Annotated in this window: 12 protein-coding genes and 3 pseudogenes; 6 read left to right on the top strand and 9 right to left on the bottom strand. The window is 62.9% G+C overall.

Going from position 1 to position 18254, the window contains the following annotated elements; genetic code table 11:
* Positions 1-26 precede the first annotated feature (26 nt).
* The 8 genes and pseudogenes from NKJ75_RS31480 to NKJ75_RS31445 all read right to left on the bottom strand — a co-directional run bounded on the left by NKJ75_RS31480 (position 27) and on the right by NKJ75_RS31445 (position 8824).
* The gene (locus NKJ75_RS31480) at positions 27-929 is read right to left on the bottom strand and encodes a terpene synthase family protein (RefSeq protein ID WP_352500666.1); all 903 of its coding nucleotides are present in this window, start codon (positions 927-929) and stop codon (positions 27-29) included.
* Entirely contained in the window at positions 926-2476 is a 1551-nt protein-coding gene (locus NKJ75_RS31475; protein WP_352500665.1) for a hypothetical protein, read from the bottom strand. The genes NKJ75_RS31480 and NKJ75_RS31475 overlap by 4 nt, the downstream gene beginning before the upstream one ends.
* A gap of 147 nt (positions 2477-2623) precedes the next feature.
* Positions 2624-3613: a polyprenyl synthetase family protein gene (locus tag NKJ75_RS31470; RefSeq protein WP_352500678.1), complete on the bottom strand. Its 990-nt coding sequence runs from the start codon at positions 3611-3613 to the stop codon at positions 2624-2626.
* 149 nt (positions 3614-3762) lie between these two features.
* Positions 3763-5106: a cytochrome P450 gene (locus NKJ75_RS31465; RefSeq protein WP_352500664.1), complete on the bottom strand. Its 1344-nt coding sequence runs from the start codon at positions 5104-5106 to the stop codon at positions 3763-3765.
* Complete coding sequence (locus tag NKJ75_RS31460; protein WP_352500677.1) at positions 5106-5948, bottom strand: SDR family oxidoreductase; 843 nt, start codon at positions 5946-5948, stop codon at positions 5106-5108. The genes NKJ75_RS31465 and NKJ75_RS31460 overlap by 1 nt, the downstream gene beginning before the upstream one ends.
* A 165-nt stretch (positions 5949-6113) precedes the next feature.
* Positions 6114-6239, bottom strand: a pseudogene (locus NKJ75_RS31455) (ferredoxin); the annotation flags it as partial.
* A 1-nt stretch (position 6240) separates the two neighbouring features.
* Complete coding sequence (locus tag NKJ75_RS31450; protein ID WP_352500663.1) at positions 6241-7530, bottom strand: cytochrome P450; 1290 nt, start codon at positions 7528-7530, stop codon at positions 6241-6243.
* Positions 7531-7621: 91 nt separating this feature from the next.
* On the bottom strand, positions 7622-8824 hold the full coding sequence (locus NKJ75_RS31445; RefSeq protein WP_352500662.1) for a cytochrome P450: 1203 nt from the start codon (positions 8822-8824) through the stop codon (positions 7622-7624).
* A gap of 1634 nt (positions 8825-10458) precedes the next feature.
* On the opposite strand from NKJ75_RS31445, the gene NKJ75_RS31440 reads away from it, so the two are divergent.
* From NKJ75_RS31440 to NKJ75_RS31415, 6 genes and pseudogenes are all read left to right on the top strand, one after another.
* Positions 10459-10992 (top strand): peroxiredoxin, encoded by a 534-nt coding sequence (locus NKJ75_RS31440; RefSeq protein WP_352500661.1) that lies wholly within the window; start codon positions 10459-10461, stop codon positions 10990-10992.
* A 68-nt stretch (positions 10993-11060) separates the two neighbouring features.
* Entirely contained in the window at positions 11061-12497 is a 1437-nt protein-coding gene (gene rpoN / locus NKJ75_RS31435; protein WP_352500660.1) for an RNA polymerase factor sigma-54, read from the top strand.
* Between the two features lie 53 nt (positions 12498-12550).
* Positions 12551-13768: an MFS transporter gene (locus NKJ75_RS31430; RefSeq protein ID WP_352500659.1), complete on the top strand. Its 1218-nt coding sequence runs from the start codon at positions 12551-12553 to the stop codon at positions 13766-13768.
* A 367-nt stretch (positions 13769-14135) separates the two neighbouring features.
* Positions 14136-14560 (top strand): annotated as a pseudogene (locus NKJ75_RS31425) (transposase); the annotation flags it as partial.
* 751 nt (positions 14561-15311) lie between these two features.
* Positions 15312-16619: a diaminobutyrate--2-oxoglutarate transaminase gene (gene ectB, locus NKJ75_RS31420; RefSeq protein WP_352500658.1), complete on the top strand. Its 1308-nt coding sequence runs from the start codon at positions 15312-15314 to the stop codon at positions 16617-16619.
* Between the two features lie 147 nt (positions 16620-16766).
* Positions 16767-17186, top strand: coding sequence for an SET domain-containing protein-lysine N-methyltransferase (locus tag NKJ75_RS31415; RefSeq protein ID WP_352500657.1), 420 nt, complete (start codon positions 16767-16769; stop codon positions 17184-17186).
* A gap of 310 nt (positions 17187-17496) precedes the next feature.
* On the opposite strand, the pseudogene NKJ75_RS31410 reads toward NKJ75_RS31415, so the two are convergent.
* Positions 17497-18112, bottom strand: a pseudogene (locus NKJ75_RS31410) (FAD-binding oxidoreductase); the annotation flags it as partial.
* Positions 18113-18254: the final 142 nt, after the last annotated feature.

Raw genomic sequence — 18254 nt, 5'->3', positions numbered from 1 at the left:
CGCGCACGCCGCCGTTTCCCGCGCGTTCAGGCCGGCGCACGCTGGCCTCCGCCCGCAGCGTCGCTGCGGTAGCGGCTGGTTGAGGTCTGGTAGTACTGCGCGTGGATGGCCGCCATGGCCTCGATCAACGGTCCCCACGGCGCGGGAAAACGTTCTTCCGCCATCACCCGGTGCAGCATGCGCGTATGGCCGGCCAGCTCATCCTTGAGGAACTCCACGACAGGCATGGCCGGATAGCGCTGCAGCAGCAGGATCGCCGCGTTGTCTCCCTCGCCGGCCAACCTATCCTTTTCGCGTCCATGCAGATCGTTCTGCAAGCGCCCTATCGCGGAGATGAGCCGCAGAACCTGGCGAAACCCCGGACGCGCGCGCAAGGTCGCCATGTCCAGCCCCCACAGCAACGACAGGCAACAGAACACGTTCGTGTAGGCGATCGAATCGATGCCGTTGTGCAGGTACTCGGCGTAGGACCAGCGTTCCGCCCCTGCCGCCTGCGCGTGTCCGGCGCGCAGCGCCGCGCAGTAGCACCGGGTATCGTCGAGAAGCTGAGCATAGTCGCGACGATCGTAGGCGAGCGCGGCCAGCGAAGCGCGCAGCACAGCACAGCCCTCCAATCCGGGGAGCGCGCACGGCACGCCCTGCCCCAGCGCCTGCTCCACCGCGGCGAGCTGCTCCGGCGCGATCAGGCGAAGGTCGTTGCAATCGTCGAGCCAGAACAGCAGCGCCAGTTCGCGATAGAAGGCAACGATCAGCGTTTCGTCCAGCGGATCGCGGCCGGTGCGAGCGCTGGCGTCGCGCAGGCTCGGGTGGATGCGCTGCAGGATGTACTGCCCGCCCCTGACCGCTTCCACGGCATGCTCGTCGGCGAACCCGGTCAGGGAACGCCCCCACTCCAGCACCTGCTGCAGGGCGCGATCGGTCGGGATCATGGTCCCGCTCCTGCTCCCTCGGCCGAGACACGCCGCCCCCAGCGAAGCGCCAGCCACAACCCGGCGAGTTCGGCCACGCGCACGACCCGGGTGGGGCAATACAGTTCCTTGCCGATCCACAGCGGCGTCTGGGGCAATGCATTCGCCGCGTGGCGGGCGAGCATCCACTTCAGCGCGCGCGCCACCGCCTGCGCTATGCGCCGGCGCCCTGCCGGCTCTTCGGTCCCGTCTATCACGTGCAACGCGAACAGCGCATAGGCGGTTTCCTCGAATGTGGACGCGCGACCCGCGCCCCAGCCGCCGTCGTCGCGCTGCGCCTGCAGCAGCGCCGTCAGCGCGCGCTCGTCGCGCCACTGGGGCTTGCCTTGCGCGAGCGCAGCGACCGCATGCGCGGTGGGATAAAGCCACGAAACGTGCCATTTTTCGTTGTCCCATAGACCGTGCGGGTTGCGATTGGCCTCGACGAAGGCACTGGTGCGGGCGGCGGGCTTTCCCAACAGTCGCAACGCATGCAGGGCATGGATGTTGGTCGACACCGAGGCATTGCGCTCGCCGGGGAAGGTGACGAACAGCTCGCCGGTTTCGAAATGGCGCAATGCATCGACCGCCGGGTCGCGGCCTGCAAGGCGAAGGACGCACAACGCAACGGCGGTGTCGTCCGCATCGGCCGCGAAGTGCAAGGCCGGGCCTAGACCGAGGACTCCGAGGCGGGCGTCGAGCTGCGCGACGATCACTTGCACCGCCTCGGCGAGCGCGGGATGCGCGAACAGACCGGCCAGATGCAGGGTGTACAGCGACCAGCATGGCTCGAACACATTGATTGGCCAGACGTTGGGAACGACACCTTCGATGCCGGTGCGCGTCGCCCGCGATGCCGCCTGCAGATACCCGCCGGTGCGCCCGACCTGCGGCGTTCTTTTCTGTGTCACGGCGTGCGCACGCCACGCGGCGGTGGCCGCCGGACTGATGCCGATGCTGCCGTCGTCGTCCGGGCATGCGGTGGCCGGCGACGTCCCCCAGGCTTCCCAGGAGTGCAGCAACGGATGGCCTCTCGGCAACGTCGCGACAGCCCCCAGCTTGACCAGGCGTGCTTGCCGCAACGGCAACAGCGCCGGGTAGCGCGGAAACGCCAAGCCGCCCAGCAAGGATGCGGCCTCGTCGCACAACTGCGGCAGGATCAGCTCCGCGCCGATGGGCGCGTCTTCCGGCACCGCATGCGCATAGGGATCGGGCTGGCGTTCGATGAACCGGGTTGCAGCCTGGACTGCGTCGGCAGCGCCGGGAAGAGGGTCGGCACGCTGCAATGCCAGCAACGCCGCCCAGGTGGGCGCATGGCGAAACAGCGGGAAGTCCGCACTTCCCCATCCGCCATCGGCCTGTTGCTGCGCGATGAGCCACGCGTATGCGTCGTGCCGACCGGTGACGTTGCCGTGGAACTGAAGAGCTCGCGCCGTGTCGTATACGGACGGACCGACGCTGCCGCCGTCGCTCATCTCGCTCAGCAGGTGACGCAATTCGGAAAGGATCTGTTCGGACAGCGCGTTCACGCGGGATGTTCCTTCTGCAGAGGATTAACGAGAACCAGGATCGGGCAGACGCCGCGCACGTCCCCGCCGACTCGGACACAGTGCAGCATGCACCGCCCGCCGGCCGACCGCACGGCCACAGGGGCGAGTCCATGCGGACGGGCGCGCTCATGCGTATGGCGCGGACAGATACACGTTGGCCCGCTGCAGCATCTGCGCCAACCGTTCCGCACGCGGCCCCAGCGGGACGATGGCCTCCCCGGCGTCGCGCAACAAATCCAGCGCGAACTGGCGCGCTGCCTGCAGCCCCATGATCGACGCGCAGGTCGGCTTCTGCGCCGCCGCGTCCTTGCCGGGGGTCTTGCCCAGCGTCGCGGTATCCGCTGTCGCGTCGAGAATGTCGTCGACCACCTGCAACGCCAGGCCGAAACAGGCGGTGTAGCGATCGAGCGCACAGTACAGCGCAGCGTGCGCGGCATCCTCCGCGATGGAGTATAGCGCGCCCATGCGAACCGACGCGCGCACTAGCGCTCCGCTCTTCTTCCGGTGCATCGCCACGATCCTGTCCAGCTCGGCGTGTTTTCCGACCAGTGACAGATCCATGGCCTGCCCGCCTGCGGCACCCTCGGCGGACACCGCCTGCGCCAGTTCGCGCACGAGCGCAATACGGTTGTCGCCCGGCGGATCCAGGCTCGCCAGGGTCAGGAAGGCGTGCGCCTGCAGCGCATCGCCGACCAGGATCGCAGTGGCTTCGCCGAACTTGACGTGCACGGTCGGAAGGCCGCGGCGAAGCACGTCGTCGTCCATCGCGGGCAGGTCGTCGTGAACCAGGGTACAGGCGTGCATCATCTCGATGGCGGCGCCGACGTCGTCGAGCATGTGCGCCGGCGTATCGGCCAGTGCGCCGGCAGCCAGACAGAGCAAGGCGCGGGTGCGCTTCCCGCCATGCAAGGTGGCGTAGCGCATCGCTGCCATCAGCTCTGTCTCACCGTCGTCTTCGGCGCAGAGCAGACGCGCCAGCGCCTGTTCGACCCGCTTTGCGCCGTCCTGCATCCAGATCTCCGGGAGCAGCCTGCCGGAGGCGCCGCGCGCCTGCGCGCCCAATCCGCCGAATGCGGAAACGCCAATTCGGTCGCGTGGAGTGGAACCGGTCTGCATGTTGTTCATGTCCTTGTAGCTGAGACGGCCACGGCGAGCGCAAGCCGTCACGGGGTTGCCGGCGTCACACCGAGCGCGTGCGCTGAATGCAGCAATGCCGCGCCTCGCCGGCGCCGCTGCGTTGCCAACACGGGGCATGCGATGCCAGCTCATGAAAAGCCTATTCGAATTTTCATTGACGGATGTGCGGTCGGGTAATAGCGCCGGCCCTTTTCGACATCGCTCAGCAACTGCGGCCGCACCCCGGCCTTGTGCATGGTCAGCGCCAAGGCGATGCAGAACTGCACCATTTCTAGCCATACCAGATGGTAGCCGATGCAGACGTGTGGGCCGGTACCGAACTGCAGCATGTCAACCGGCCGGATCGGCTCCGCGCGTTGCAGCCACCGCGCCAAGCGGAACTGATCAGGCGCCTCGTGCAGCAGCGCCGAAGTCGAGAAATGCAGCAGCGGGATGCATAGATGGGTGCCCCCGGGAATGCGCCGTTGGCCGAGTTGCAATTCCTGCAGCGCGCGACGTGGCAGGAGCGTGGTCGCCGGATGCAGGCGCAGTGTCTCGCGGAACAGCGCCTCGGCGACCGGACACTGCGCCAGGTCCGCGTGCCGGGTCGGCACCGCGCCCACGCGTTGCGCTTCCTCAACCAGGGCGTCCCACAGCACAGGCTGCCGCGCCAGCTCGATTACGATCCAGGCCATTGTCGAGGCAGTGGTGTCGTGACCGGCAAGCAGCAGCAAGCGAATATTGGCGACCAGGACGTCATCGGAGAGCGCATCGTCGCTGCGGTCGAAGGCGCTCACCATGTCTTTGATCAACCCGGTACGCGCGGCATGCGCGCGCGCGTCGCGGACGAACTGGCGCAATTGCGAGTCGATCCAGTCGCGGGCGGCGCGGCCGCGTCGCAAGGGCAGTCCGGGCAGGTCGACCGGGGGGGCTACGATCAACTGCAGCAATTGCCGGTACTTGCGATGCCATCCCGGCAGGTCCTGCGCGGGGATTCCCATGAGGCTGAAGATGAGCTTCAGCATCAGGTCGCCGGTTTCGCACAGGATGGTTACCTCGCCGCGGGCGCGCCATGCCTGCACCCGCGCCCGGATGACGGGCGCGAACAGGTCGCCGATCCCGGCCTGAGTCAGCCCCTTGGGCAAGAACGCTGCCTTGATGGCATCGCGCGCCTGCCGGTGCGCGCCGCCGTCCAGGGCAACCAACGTTCCGCCAAGCAATTCGGGCGCGATCTCTTCGATCAGCGCCGAGGACACGTCCTTGTGCTTGAGCAGTGCGAATGCATCCGGATCCACGCAGGTCATCAGATGCCCGGCGGGGCCGAAATCCAGCCAGAAGTGGCTGCCCAGCGTGCGTTCTGCGCGCTGCAGCAGGCGCGGCAGGTCGCAGACAATGGCGGGAAGATGCCCGACCAGGGGGAAAGCGCCAGGCATGACCGGGATGTCGCATCGCAGCCGGTGCCGACGGTTGAGTGGGTTGAGCAGCATGTCCATCAGCAGCGCGCCGCCGCCGCCGATTCGGTGTCGCCGGCAGGGCGCGCGGCGCAGCTGTTGCCACCGTCGGCGAATGTCGGCACATGCGCCAGCATGCCGCCATCGATGCACACGACCTGGCCGGTGATGAACGCAGCATCGTCGGAGAGCAGGAACGCCACCAGCGCGGCCACGTCCTCGGGGCGGCCGACGCGCGGCAGGAGCTGGTGCCGGCGCAGATGCCGTTGCATGCACTCGTCCAGCTTGGCGAGGAGACGCTCGGTCATGACGAGACCCGGCGCAACGGCGTTGCAGCGGATCTGCGCATGACCGTATTGGGTGGCGAGCGAAGCCGAGAGCATGTTCATCGCCGCCTTCGACGCGGCGTAGGACGTCTGCGCCGTGTCACCGCTGAGCCCCTGGCACGACGACATGTTGACGATCGCGCCACCGCCGCGGGCGATCATCCGTGGGATGGCCTGCCGGCAGCAGAGCAGCGTGCCGCGCAGATTGGTCGCCATGGTCTGGTCCCAGACTGCCAGATCCAGGTCGAGGATCGCGCGGTCGCCCGGGGTCAGATGCATGGCGCTCGCATTGTTCACCAGTAGGTCGACCCCCCCGAAGTGCCGCTCCGCCGTCTCGAACAGCGCTGCCACCGCCTGCTCATCGGCGATATCCATGGCTATGGGCAGCGCGTGGCCTGCTTCGGCCGCGATCTGCGCGGTGCAGGCGATGGCCGCTGAGCCATCAATGTCGGCCACCACCACTCTGCCGCCCCCGCGCGCGATGGCGAGAGCGCATGCCTTGCCGATGCCGGCGCCGGCGCCGGTCACCACGGCCACCTTGCCTTCAAACCGTCCCATCGTGTCTCCTGAATTGCATTGGTCTTTCGCAGCATGCCGCTCGGCCTCCACCGGAGAAGGCGTGGGGTCGGCGCTGGCGCGCTCGTGGCCAGCGTCGCTTTCGATGACATGAATGGCGGCGACCGGGCACTGGTTGGCCGCAAGCCGCACGGCGGCGTGCAGCGCCTGCGGGACCGTCGCCACGCACACTTCGGCCACGCCGTCCGGTTCGCGCTGGCGAAAGGTGCCCGGCAGCGTCAGCACGCACTGCCCGGTCGTTCCGCACAGATCCTGATCGACTACGACGCGCATCTCAGCCCTCCTGCCCATGCAGCCGTACCGGCAGCGCGCGGAATGTCCTAAGGAACGCGGAGGGCTCCCGGGTCGGCTGCTCGGCCAATGCCAGCGTGGGGAAGCGCGCCGGGATCCGCGGCAGGCTCTCGGCCAACTGCACCCGGGCCAGTTGCGCACCAAGGCAGAAGTGGATCCCATGGCCGAAGGTCAGCATGATCTTCCCGTCGATCGACATGCCAGGACTGGTGCCGTAGAACCGCACGGGATCGAAGCGATCGGGATCGGCGAAGGCGTCCGGGTCGCGATTGCCGGCCGCGATCAGCACGCGCACGTCCGCGTTCTTCGGGATCACCACGCCGCCCAGTTCGATTTCGCGCTGGGCGATACGCGGAATGGAGCTGAACATGGCGGGCGCGTCGTAGCGCAGGGCTTCTTCGACGAATGCCTTCACCCCTCCGGCATCTCCCTGCAGCCAGTGCCGCTGTTCGGGATACGCCAGCATCGCCAGGATCGCATGGTCTATGGCCGCAGCAGTGGTGGCGAAGCCGCCCAGCAGCATGCCCCACAGCATGCTGATCAACTCCGCATCCGACAGCATGTCGGCATCGTCGTCGTGTGCGCCGACCAGCATTGACACGATGTCGTGGCGGGAATCGGTACGCTTGCGCTGTATGAGGTCGCCGAAGTAGGCCTGCACCCTGGCGCTGGCCGCGTCCGCCGCGGCGAGCTGGGGATCGCTGGCCTGCGGGCTCAGGCCTTCCAGAATGGCGCTGATGCCGGCGACGAGCCCCAACATGTCTTCCTGGGGCATGCCGAACAGTTCGCCGAAAACCAGCATGGGCAAGGCCAGCGCGAATTCCCGATGCAGGTCCACCGCCTCCCCGCGCTCCAGCGCGGGCGCCATGCCGTCCAGGCGCGCTGCGACGATGCGAGCGATGGTCGGCCTCAGCTTGTCGATCTGGCCCATGGTGAAATCGCGCGAGATCAGCCGGCGCAGACGCGTATGCGTTGGTGGTTCCTTCATCGCTAAAGTGGACGCCAGCAAACTCAGCGACAGGCTGGTCGCCGCACGCGGGAAATAGCGCGCCAATTCGCCTGGTGCCGGCCCCCGAAAAGCATCGCCCGTGGCCTTGAGCGCCCAGTAGATGTCGGCGTGGCGGCTCAACAGAAAGAGGCCCGACGCCGCGCGATGTACCGGATCGTGCTCGCGCAACCACCGCAAGAATGGGTACGGGTCCTGAATGCACGCTGGCGACGCCAGTTCGGCGAAGGCGTCCCGGCATGATGCCGTGGTTTCTTGCACGTCCATCTTGGTCACCTGTTGGCTGGCTGATCTGATCGGCGCGCGGCAGGCGCGCCGGCAACTCGAGAACATCGGGATTCCTGGTGGCGTCCGCGCATCACCAGAGCACCGGGAACTCCTCGAACCCGCCAGTGATGATCTCCTTGCGCAACTTCAGTTCTTCGGGCGCCACGGCCAGGCGCAGCGCGGGAAAGCGCTGGAAGATCGAACCGAACACCGCCTTGAGTTCCAGCCTGGCCAGCGCCAAGCCGATGCAGTTGTGCGGCCCGTAGGAGAACGCCAGGTGCGGGTTTTCGTCACGTCCGATGTCGAAGATTTCCGGGTCGTCGAAATGGCGCGGATCGAACGACGTCGCCGGCAGGCCGACCAGCACCTTGCTCTCTGCGGGAACATGCACGCCCGCGATGGTCACGTCGGTCCTCGGATAGCGCATGATGCCGTCCCAGCCGGCGCCCGGCGGGTACATGCGCAGGATTTCCTCCACGGCCTTGTCCACCAGGGATGGATCGCCCACCAGGCGTTCGCGCTGTTGCGGATGGCGGAACATGGCCAGCAGGCCAAATTCGATCTGTGCCACGGTGCTCTCGTGCCCCGCCACCAGCATGCCTGCCGCCAGGCCGATCGCCTCTTCCTCGGTCGCCTTGCCCTGGTCGACCGCCGCGAGCAGATCCGTCAGCACGTTGTCGCCCGGATCCTGGCGCTTGTCCCGCATCTTGCCGCGAATGTAGGCGCGGAGTTCTTCCCAGGCCAAGCGCGACGCGCTTCGCGGGCCGCTTTCATGCTGGTGCGTCATCACCTCGTCGGACAGCCCTGCAAAAAAGGCGTGATCCTCGTAGAGCACGCCCATCAGCGCGCCAATGACCATCGCAGGAAGCGGAAAGGAGAGGTGGCGCCGCAGATCGGCGGGCTGGGGCTGGGCCGCCAGCGTCTCGAACAACTGCGCGGCGATCGCCTCCACTTGCTGCGCGAGCTGCTTCACCCTGCCGTTGCTGAAGGCTGGCGCCACGATTGTGCGTAGCCGCGTATGCTCGCCCCCCTCGTGCGAGACCAGCCATCCTGGCGAACCGAGAATCACCGAATCCGGGGTGAATGCCGCCGGCGGCATTCCCGCGGGCCGGAACGCCGCGTCGGTCAACACCGCCTTGGCCTCGTCATAGCCTGTGACCCACCAGCCTTCGTGCCCGGACGGGAAGCGCACGTGGTGGATCGGACCGTTGGCCCGCAGCGCCAACATCTCGGTCGAGGGCTCAATGTGATCGAGGCGCCACATCGGCAGCGTCGGCAAAGGTTGTTCGGGCATGATGGCACTTCACTCGGTAGCGATGGAAGGGCGGAAGGTGACCGGCGGACGCTGCGGCAGCGAAGACCTAAGACGGCATGTAGACGACGTCGTCCGGAGGCAGACCGATTATCAAGATCGGCTAACGCGTAACTGTCTAGGCACATCGCGCGGCGAGATGCAGAACATTATCCTGTACCTTCGAGGTCAGGATAAAGTCCGTGTGGTGGGCCTTTGAGCCGCCGCCAGCCCAAGATTTCCTGCGCAAGGGTCGACAAGAGCGGCGAGCTGTTGGGTAAGGGCGGTTTCGCCGGGGACCCCATGCCCATAGACGCTATCCGACGCGGATTTGACATTTTGCTTTTCTTTCTTCGTTCCATTCGTGCCATCCACGAAATGAAAGTCGGTCGGCGGCTCCCGGCCCGCAACGAAGGTGCTTCAAATCTCGTGCCAATTTGGCCGCAGCAGAAAAAAATCGTGGCAGCTTCTCAGCGGCTTAGCCTGAGGCCAGAGAAGAACTAGGCGAAATAAGCCGGTGTCGCGGGCCAACAAAGGCGACGGAACAGTGTCGGACAGAACGCCTCGGGCGACCTTTAGGTCGGGCCTGCGACATTCTGGTCCAGTTTCGAACATAAGAGGGCGGCAAACAGACACGATTGGGGAATTCGATCCTCACGGCGCCAAGGCGCTTGCCCAAGAGCGCGCGCTCATGTTGCTGCGAGAGGCGCGTGTTCGCGATAGCCGTGCTGCGCACCCATGAACGCTAGCGGCACACGCTACGACTGGAGTGCCCGCCAGCCTCAGGTAGTGCATCGGCTCGGCTTCCGGTTCTTCTTTGCCCAGCCGGGGCTGAAGCGCCGAATATCCGCACCATACAGCATCGTTGTTGCCTATGTGACGAGGCGGCATAGCGCGCTCCCGGTCTTCTAAGACACGGCCTCCGAGAAGAAGGGGGCGGTCCAACAGCACCTCTATTTGAAATGGCACGCCGCTTGCTGCTCCTGGTTAGAGCACCATCAAATTACGATGAAAGCGACTTGCACCATGCCCGACGCGCGAAGCTCTAGACAGTGGCCTGAGGAGACGGTGCCCGTTCCCGCTGACCATCGGGACATCGTCTCCTCCGGAAGGCCGTTCTCGGTGGCCGCTTTGCGCATGGCTGGTCCGATGCCGGCACGCCAACACGGGCCGCTCGCGCAAATGCCGTTTACCGGTTCTGTTCAGCATGGGAGTGCCCAAGGGCCCCGTCAAAGGGTCACCCAAGCCAAGGCCGGCGGGTCACTGCCACATATCGACAACACGCTGAACCAGTCCAGTGACCCGAGTCTGCGTGAAGTGACATTTCAGGTCGCCACATGCTTGCGATATTGGCTACTTCCGGCCGCTATCCCTTTTCCCCGGGCACGATCGCGGGTGACCGATCCCGCTTCCGGCGCCATAGCCGTGGAAAGCAAGCGGCTCGACGGTCTCCAGCTCGCTCAGATCGATTGCGTTCGCGTGGCCAAGACCAGCCGCCAAGACGTTCCCATACGTCGGGAGGGAAAAGGAGGTTGCGAGCCGCGAGGCCCTCATTCCGTGCCGGGCATACGAGCCTTTGCCCGGTATTGCGCCAGCCTCTGCCAGAATTCAGCGCAGTCTTCTTTAGGAGCAACTTAATGACAGTTCAAAAGAAAGTTCCCTTCGTCACCTTTCTCACGCGTGTTCACGATAAGTCAGTCCAAGGGCCAAATCCATATCGCTGGCAAGAAAAGACATCTGACGACTACTTTGCCGACAAGCGGGTCATCCTGTTCTCGCTGCCTGGCGCCTTCACGCCGACCTGCTCGACCTACCAATTGCCCAAGTTCGAAGAGCTCTATGATGAGTTTGAGAAGGAGGGAATCGACGCGATTTACTGCCTCTCAGTCAACGACGCCTTCGTCATGAATGCGTGGGGGAAGTCCTTGGGCCTGAAGCAGGTAGAGCTCATCCCCGATGGCTCAGGCGAGTTCACACGCAAGATGGGCATGCTGGTTGCCAAGGACAATCTCGGATTCGGGATGCGCTCATGGCGCTACGCCGCCCTGATCAACAATGGCGTGGTGGAGCACTGGTTCGAGGAGGAAGGTTTCTCCGACAACTGCGAGGCCGACCCGTATGGCGTCTCATCCCCGCAAAACGTTCTCGAAACGCTGAAAGCCGCCGCATGACCTAGAAAACGTCTCACTGAGCCATTGCAGGCCCCAAGAGGCTCCTCGACAGGATTATCGCACTCACCATGCAATCTTCAGCAAGCCTGTTTCAGCGCCAGAAGCAATCCATCGTCGCATCGCCTCAACTCATTGAGTCGATTCGCTTGCTGCAACTGGCGCATACCGAACTGCATCAGTTCGTGGAGCGGGAAATCGAGAAGAACCCGCTCTTGGAATCTGCGTCAAACGATGGCGGGCCTTTTGACGATGCTTCGATTTCGGGAGCGGATCAGCCTCTCGGCCCTGGTGCTAACGCCGTTGAAGGACTGACCGGGGCAGGGTCGCCTGAACGGCTCGGGCAATGGAAATCACTTCGCAACACGACCAACAACCCGCCGGGCAATGGCCCTTCCCTCGACGAGTTTGCCACCCTCGCCGAAACATTGCACGACCATGTCGCTCGTCAGATCGCCCTCACTGCGTTCACACCACAGGAGCGGCTGATCGCTGGCCAGCTTGCCGCCGATCTGGAAGACACTGGCTATCTTCGGGCAAACCTTTTGGAGCTGGCCGAGAGCCTGAATGTCTGTGAGGCTGTTGTGGAACGGGTTCTCGGAACGCTGCAGCAATTTGATCCACCGGGAGTTTTTGCGCGAAATCTCAGAGAATGCCTCGAGATCCAGTTGCGCCAGCGAAACCGGCTCGACCCGGCAATGGCAGCTTTGGTTGCCAACCTTGAAATGCTTGCGCGACGCGATTTTGAGGCACTAAAGCAGCATTGCGGCGTCGATGAAGAAGACCTTCTCGACATGATGCATGAGATTCGGGCGCTCGATCCCAAGCCTGGGAACAGATTCCAATCCGGTGCGTCTGAATCAATTATACCCGACGTCTGGGTCACGCCATCGCCGCAAGGCGGGTGGCAGATAGAACTTGATCCCGCCACGTTGCCGAAGCTGCTGATCAACCAAACCTACTATGCCGAAGTCACGCGTCAAACTGCCCAAAATTCGAAAGATAAAGCATTTCTCGACGAATGCTTGCAAAACGCGAACTGGCTAATCCGCAGCCTCGATCAGCGCGCCAAGACGATTGTTAAGGTTGCGGCTGAAATCGTGCGTCAGCAGGATGCCTTTTTGGAACATGGCGTCGCCCACCTGCGGCCTCTCAATCTCAGAACCGTCGCTGACGCGATCGGCGTGCACGAGTCGACGGTAAGCCGGGTGACCTCGAACAAGTACATGCTTACCCCGCGCGGCGTCTTTGAACTGAAGTATTTTTTCACCGTCGCGATCGCGTCCTGCCAAGGCGGCGATGCGCACTCCGCCGAAGCTGTCCGGCATCGGATCAAAGCGATCATTGCCGCAGAATCTCCCGGCGACGTGCTTTCCGACGAGGACATCGCTGTCCGGCTGAAGGAAACCGGCATTGATGTGGCGCGCCGCACCGTCACAAAGTATCGCGAAGCAATGAACATCCCCTCCTCCGTACAACGCCGCCGGGAAATGCGCTTGTGTTTTTAGATTTGGGTCAAGGCAGCCAACATCACGTTGCATTGCATATGGAGACTTCGTTCATGACCCGATCCGCAGCAGGCATCATGAACGCTGTTCTGCACGACCCAGAAAAGCAAGTCCCACCGTCTGGTCCGGCATGGGGTGCCGTCATTTCGCTTTCCTTGGGCACCTTCGGGCTGGTCACGGCAGAGTTTCTGCCTGTCAGCCTGCTCACGCCCCTCGCGCATGATCTCGGTATCAGCGAGGGAGCGGCTGGACAGGCGATGACGGCGACAGCTATCGTCGGGGCGATCTCGGCGCCGACGGTGGCCATCATCACAAAGCGCCTGGACCGCAGGACCGTCATGTGGACCATGACGCTGCTGCTGATCCTGTCGGACGTTCTGGCGGCCGGCGCGTGGTCGCTGGCGGTTCTCCTGACTGCACGCGTCGTGCTCGGCATAGCGCTCGGAGGCTTCTGGTCGATGTCCGCAGCACTGGCGATGCGGCTCGTTCCAAGCCACCTCCTGCCTCGCGCTATGTCGATCATCCTCACCGGCGTTTCCGTAGCTACCGTCTGCGCAGCTCCAATCGGCGCTTATGTCGGCGATATCTGGGGATGGCGAAGCGCCTTCATGCTCGCCGCAGCCGGCGGAGTCGCTACACTGCTCGTGCAGCTCATAACCATTCCGAGACTGCCTCCGATTGGAGTGACTAGCGTCCGCAGCCTGCTGGATGTGGCAAAGATTCCGATGGTCAAAATTGCGCTTTTTGTCATCCTGCTGGTCGCTTCCGGCCACTTCGCCGGAATCACCTATATCCGCGCCTTCCTCGAAAAGATTCCCGCGCTTGACGTCGAGACGATCTCGCTTGTGTTGCTTGCTTTTGGCATCGGCGGATTCTTCGGCAATTTGGCCGGCGGGCTTCTGGCCGAGTACAGTCTCAAGGCAGTCGCGGCCCTTGCACCGCTGCTCATAGGGATAGCGGCTGTTTCGCTACTGACGGCGGGAGCATCGGCCTTCGCCTCGGGGATTGCGGTTGGCGCGTGGGGCTTTGCCTTCGGCGCGGTGCCGGTGGGATTACAGACGTGGATGGTGCGGCGGGCCGTTCCCGAGCAGGCCGAAAGCACCGGTGTGCTGATGGTCGTAGCATTCCAAGTGGCAATCGCAGCCGGCGCGATTTTCGGCGGGCTATTGGTGGAGAATGCGGGGATCGCCAGCGCCATTGCCTACAGTGCTGTTGCCACGTTCGTCGCTTCCCTCATAGTTTTCCTGCTCGGCCCGAAGCGCGGAACCTAGACCGCCTGACAGGAGAGATCTCAGCAGCGCAGCGGGACGAGAGGTCCAATCGCATGCACGGCGCGGCGCGATCCTCCGCTTGCATGGACCCGCGGAAGCGCTTCGCCGGCTTCACCTCCGAGCATGGCGACGGACACCGGCATCTGCCGCACCGTTAAAGGCAACGTACAGCGACCTTAGAGGCTCGCGCGGAAGAAAACGACTTCGTCACAGCTCTGCGCGCCGGCGAGTAAGGACTGATTGCACGATTGCGAAGCATGAGGGGCCATTACTACCGACTTGAGCATTGTTTGGAGGACTGCGATATCCCCCATGAGAGATTGGGTCGGCACCGAAAGCAGCAATGCGGATCCATCGACCCTGAGCTTTAGCCTCCGGACGTTCGGCGCTTGCTTGCCAATCAACCAGCGCCGTCGGGCCAGCGGATCTCGTTTCCGCCGGTTCCAATGGGCCAGGCCAGGCCAAAGCCGTTGAGGATCCAGCGAACTTCAAGCGATCGCGCTCGGTGGGCGCCTGGCTGGGGTTGACGACGCGGCGCTCTCAGTCGGGCGAATTAGACTATGACGGCCATATCTCCCGACGCGGAGACACCCATGTGCGTTCGCTTCTCTATGAAGCTGCGGTAGAACTCGCAGCCGGGCCGACAGCGACTTGCGCAATTGGGGTATAAGACTACGCGAGCAGATCGGCTTCAAACGCTCCGCTGTCGCTGTCGCCCGCAAGCTCGCCGTCATCATGCATGCGATGCTCCGCTCCGGTGAGCTCTTCAACAGGGCGATGGCCGTCGCCTAACTCTCGAGCTATGCAGCGCCCATGGGGTTAAGAGGAGTCCCTGCCGCGACCGAGGCTGGTCCATTCCGTTAAGACCGTTGCACCACGAGTTTGCTCGGAGCGTGCGGGACATACATTGGAAGGACCATCCCGCGAAGCCCCATGATGCGGCGACCCATGTCGACCGCGTAGACGACCGTGCTCCCGGCAAACAACCTCCCGCACCAAAAAGGCGCTTGCAAATCTCCCTATTAGACGACGGTCTTACGATATAGCGCCGTCATAACCGCGTTGGCGCATCGCAGGCTTAGGGCGAAGGACGGTGAGATCGGGATGGGCGGCGACGCTTTCACCAGATAGTCGACAAACGGCGTCGCAACGGCCCGCCTGCTCAGTCGTTAGCGTCGATCGCAAGACCGGGCAATTGACACCTACTGTCGTGTTTTGTCGAATCCGCGACACATTGTTTTAGCTTGGCAATCTGCTGCACTCCGGCAAGTCACTGAACAAACCTCAGAAAACTAGTTGTCAGGCTCCCTCGGGCCAAATTGGCATGAGTTTTGAGAAGTCCTCTTCGTGAAAGGCGACGCGGGGCCGCACTGCTGTTTGCCCGGAGGATCCGGATGGTCAGTGCCAGAGCTTCTGGTTGCCACGCAACGTCCAGAGTTTCGGAGACTTCGCGATGAGTTCTTATATATTGGCGGCATGAATCTTCGTCGGTTTTCGTGAATGTCACTCGCGCTCCGCCTACCCAATCCATAAGGAGGCAACAATGACTGACCGAAGTGCGCCGGATGGCGGGGACGAATTCGCGATTTTCCACCATCTTGAGTCCGAAGTGCGCAGCTACGCGCGCAGCTTTCCCGTCGTTTTCGCGACGGCACGAGGGGCCCAGCTGTTTGCGCGCGATGGGACAGCCTATCTCGACTTTCTCATGGGTTGCTCAAGTCTAAACTATGGGCACAATCCCCCCGAGCTGAAGTCCGCGCTTGCTGACTACATTGCGAGTGACGGCATCACCCATGGCCTCGATCTGTATAATGAAGCCAAGAAGTCTTTTCTGCGGGAATTCGACGACACGATCCTTAAACCGAGACAACTGGACTACGTCGTACAGTTTCCCGGTCCCACCGGCGCCAACGCCGTCGAGGCTGCCCTCAAGTTGGCACGTAAGATCACTGGACGCTCCAACGTCATTGCCTTCACCAACGGTTTTCATGGCGTGAGTCTTGGCGCACTCTCTTGCACCGGCAACCGATACCATCGCGCAGCCGCCGGCCAATTGCTCGGCGGCGTGACGCGGCTACCCTATGACGGCTATCTTGGGTCCAGTGTAGACACCGCCGATTACCTTGATCGCCTGCTCTCGGATCCATCGAGCGGCGTAGATGCGCCGGCGGCGGTGATTGTCGAGACAGTTCAGGGCGAAGGCGGCCTGAATGTCGCCGGCACGGAGTGGCTGCGCAAGGTGGCGGCCATTGCGCGCAAACAGGGAGCTCTGCTGATCGTAGATGACATTCAGGCGGGTGTTGGCCGGACCGATGCGTTCTTCAGCTTCGAGGCGGCCGGTCTCCGACCGGACATGGTCACGATGGCGAAATCGATATCGGGCTATGGCCTACCTATGGCCCTCGTCCTAATTGATCGACAACTCGACAGGTGGGAGCCCGGAGAGCACAACGGGACGTTCCGCGGGAATTGCCATGCTTTCGTGACCGCGCGCGCCGCCCTAGAGCACTTCTGGCGAACGGAGAGCTTTGCAGCGTCCGTCAGGGAGAAAGGCAATCTGCTGAAAAGCCGCCTTGATCAGGTCGCGCGGAAGTACGATCCGGAGCGAGTGTCAACCAGGGGTCGTGGCATGATGCGGGGCATCGATCTGAAGTCCGGCGAGATTGCCGGTCAGGTCATCAGCACCTCCTTTCAGAATGGCCTCATCCTCGAGACCGCTGGTCCCAAAGACGAGGTCGTGAAGTGTTTTCCCCCTCTCGTCATTGGGGAGGATCAGCTTAGCCAAGGCCTCGACATCCTCGAGAACGCTATCGATAGCGTGATCGGCAGCACCGTGAACACGGAACCTTGAAAGGTAATGATGACCATCAGGGACCTCGACGAAGAGAAACTGACAGCCCGACGTGTCAAAGGCATCCATTGCAAGAGGTCCAGTAGAATTCTGTAGAACGCGTGAGCACGGCACCTCACGACGACAGTACAGGGAAGGAACAGCGCGATGACCGGAGCAATCGGTGACCGGCGAAACCCCGTATACGTAAGGAATGTTCCTCAAAAGGGACGCGGCGTATTTGCCAATATCCCATTCAAAGTCGGCGATGTAATTGAACGAGCTCCGACATGGGGATTTAACAGCTCAGATGAAAAGCTATTAGAGCGCACAGGGCTGTTCGAGTACTACTTTGTTCGACCAGTGCCTAAGTCTATAAACGATAGATGCTCTGGGTATGTCGTATTCGGTTTAATTTCGGTAGTAAATCATTCATCCAGCCCGAATTCACAAATAGTATGGATCGACGAAGACACGGGCGCGTGGGCAAGCATCGTAGCACTAAAGGAGATACGAGTTGGCGAAGAGATAACACACAGATATGCTAATATAAGCGATTATCCAGATACCATTACTTTCGTAGAATGAACTATAGGTTCTATGTTACTTAACTCCGCTGAGCGGAGGGTTATCGGACATGAACGATAAACTTGCGATACTGGAACTGTCAAAATGCATCTGGGCACTAGACGACTTGGCGCGCAAGTCCGGCCTTCGAATTGCGACCGGCGACAATTTTGACGAGTATGTTCGAATCACCAACGGACTGCCCCGGAAAGCCGCCCATCGCTCCACACTTCCGTCCGGACTGTTCCGCTCTCTCACCTGGAAAGGCATTTTGGATCATCGGTGGGGATCGGGAAGGAAGTATAGCGCATGTCAAGCAATGCGTTTAGACGAAGCTGCTGTAGCGCAGGTTCACCAGCGCGGTCTGACTCGGCAGCGGCAGGACGTTGAGTGTCGCCTCCGCCAAAAAGCCGAGCGTCCCCTCCGATCCGCACAGGATAGCATTGAGGTCGAAGCGGCCGTCCGGGCGCCGGATATGAGCGAGGTCGTAGCCTGTGAGTCAGCGATTGAGCTTCGGGAAGCGCTCGGTGATGAGCTCCGCATTCCCGCGCACCAGATCATCGACGGCGCGATGAATGGCTCCTGCGTGGTCGGGGCGGCTATTAACGGCCGCAAGCGCCTCGTCGTCCAAGGGGCGCCGAGTCCCAAACCGTCCCGTCGGACAAGACGGTCGTCAGTTCCAGGACGTGATCGCGCGGTCTTGCCGTAGAGGCAGGATCCCTGCCCGCAGGCGTCCGTTGAGATCATGCCGCCGATGGTGGCCCGGCTTGATGTCGACAGCTCGGATGCGAAGAACAGCCCGTACGGCTTCAAGGCCGCGTTGAGCTGGTCCTTCACGACACCCGCCTCCATCTGAGGCGTACGGCGCACCGGGTCTATCGCGAGGATCCGGTTCAAGTGGCGCGACAATCGACGAAAAGCCCGTCCGTCAGCGATTGGCCATTGGTGCAAGCTCAAGGCCAAAGCGATTCAGGTGAAGACCGGTACGCTTGTCGATGCGACAGTCATCGCCTCGGCCAGTGAGGATGACGAAGAGGGCCATTGGGTCAAGCATAAGGGCCGACCAGCGGTTCATGGCTTCAAGGCCCA

The organism is Mesorhizobium sp. M0058 (assembly GCF_040323095.1).
Classification (GTDB): Bacteria; Pseudomonadota; Alphaproteobacteria; order Rhizobiales; family Rhizobiaceae; genus Mesorhizobium.
The sequence above is the reverse complement of the archived record's forward strand: the minus strand, read 5'-3'. Positions and strand labels throughout refer to the sequence as shown.

What these genes read in the sequence shown, in the direction of transcription:
- NKJ75_RS31470 (WP_352500678.1), bottom strand. Translation starts at nt 3,613, where the DNA reads ATGCAGACCGGTTCCACTCCACGCGACCGAATTGGCGTTTCCGCATTC.
- rpoN (WP_352500660.1), top strand. Translation starts at nt 11,061, where the DNA reads ATGCAATCTTCAGCAAGCCTGTTTCAGCGCCAGAAGCAATCCATCGTC.
- NKJ75_RS31450 (WP_352500663.1), bottom strand. Translation starts at nt 7,530, where the DNA reads ATGGACGTGCAAGAAACCACGGCATCATGCCGGGACGCCTTCGCCGAA.
- NKJ75_RS31465 (WP_352500664.1), bottom strand. Translation starts at nt 5,106, where the DNA reads ATGGACATGCTGCTCAACCCACTCAACCGTCGGCACCGGCTGCGATGC.
- NKJ75_RS31415 (WP_352500657.1), top strand. Translation starts at nt 16,767, where the DNA reads ATGACCGGAGCAATCGGTGACCGGCGAAACCCCGTATACGTAAGGAAT.
- NKJ75_RS31480 (WP_352500666.1), bottom strand. Translation starts at nt 929, where the DNA reads ATGATCCCGACCGATCGCGCCCTGCAGCAGGTGCTGGAGTGGGGGCGT.
- ectB (WP_352500658.1), top strand. Translation starts at nt 15,312, where the DNA reads ATGACTGACCGAAGTGCGCCGGATGGCGGGGACGAATTCGCGATTTTC.
- NKJ75_RS31460 (WP_352500677.1), bottom strand. Translation starts at nt 5,948, where the DNA reads ATGGGACGGTTTGAAGGCAAGGTGGCCGTGGTGACCGGCGCCGGCGCC.
- NKJ75_RS31445 (WP_352500662.1), bottom strand. Translation starts at nt 8,824, where the DNA reads ATGCCCGAACAACCTTTGCCGACGCTGCCGATGTGGCGCCTCGATCAC.
- NKJ75_RS31440 (WP_352500661.1), top strand. Translation starts at nt 10,459, where the DNA reads ATGACAGTTCAAAAGAAAGTTCCCTTCGTCACCTTTCTCACGCGTGTT.
- NKJ75_RS31430 (WP_352500659.1), top strand. Translation starts at nt 12,551, where the DNA reads ATGACCCGATCCGCAGCAGGCATCATGAACGCTGTTCTGCACGACCCA.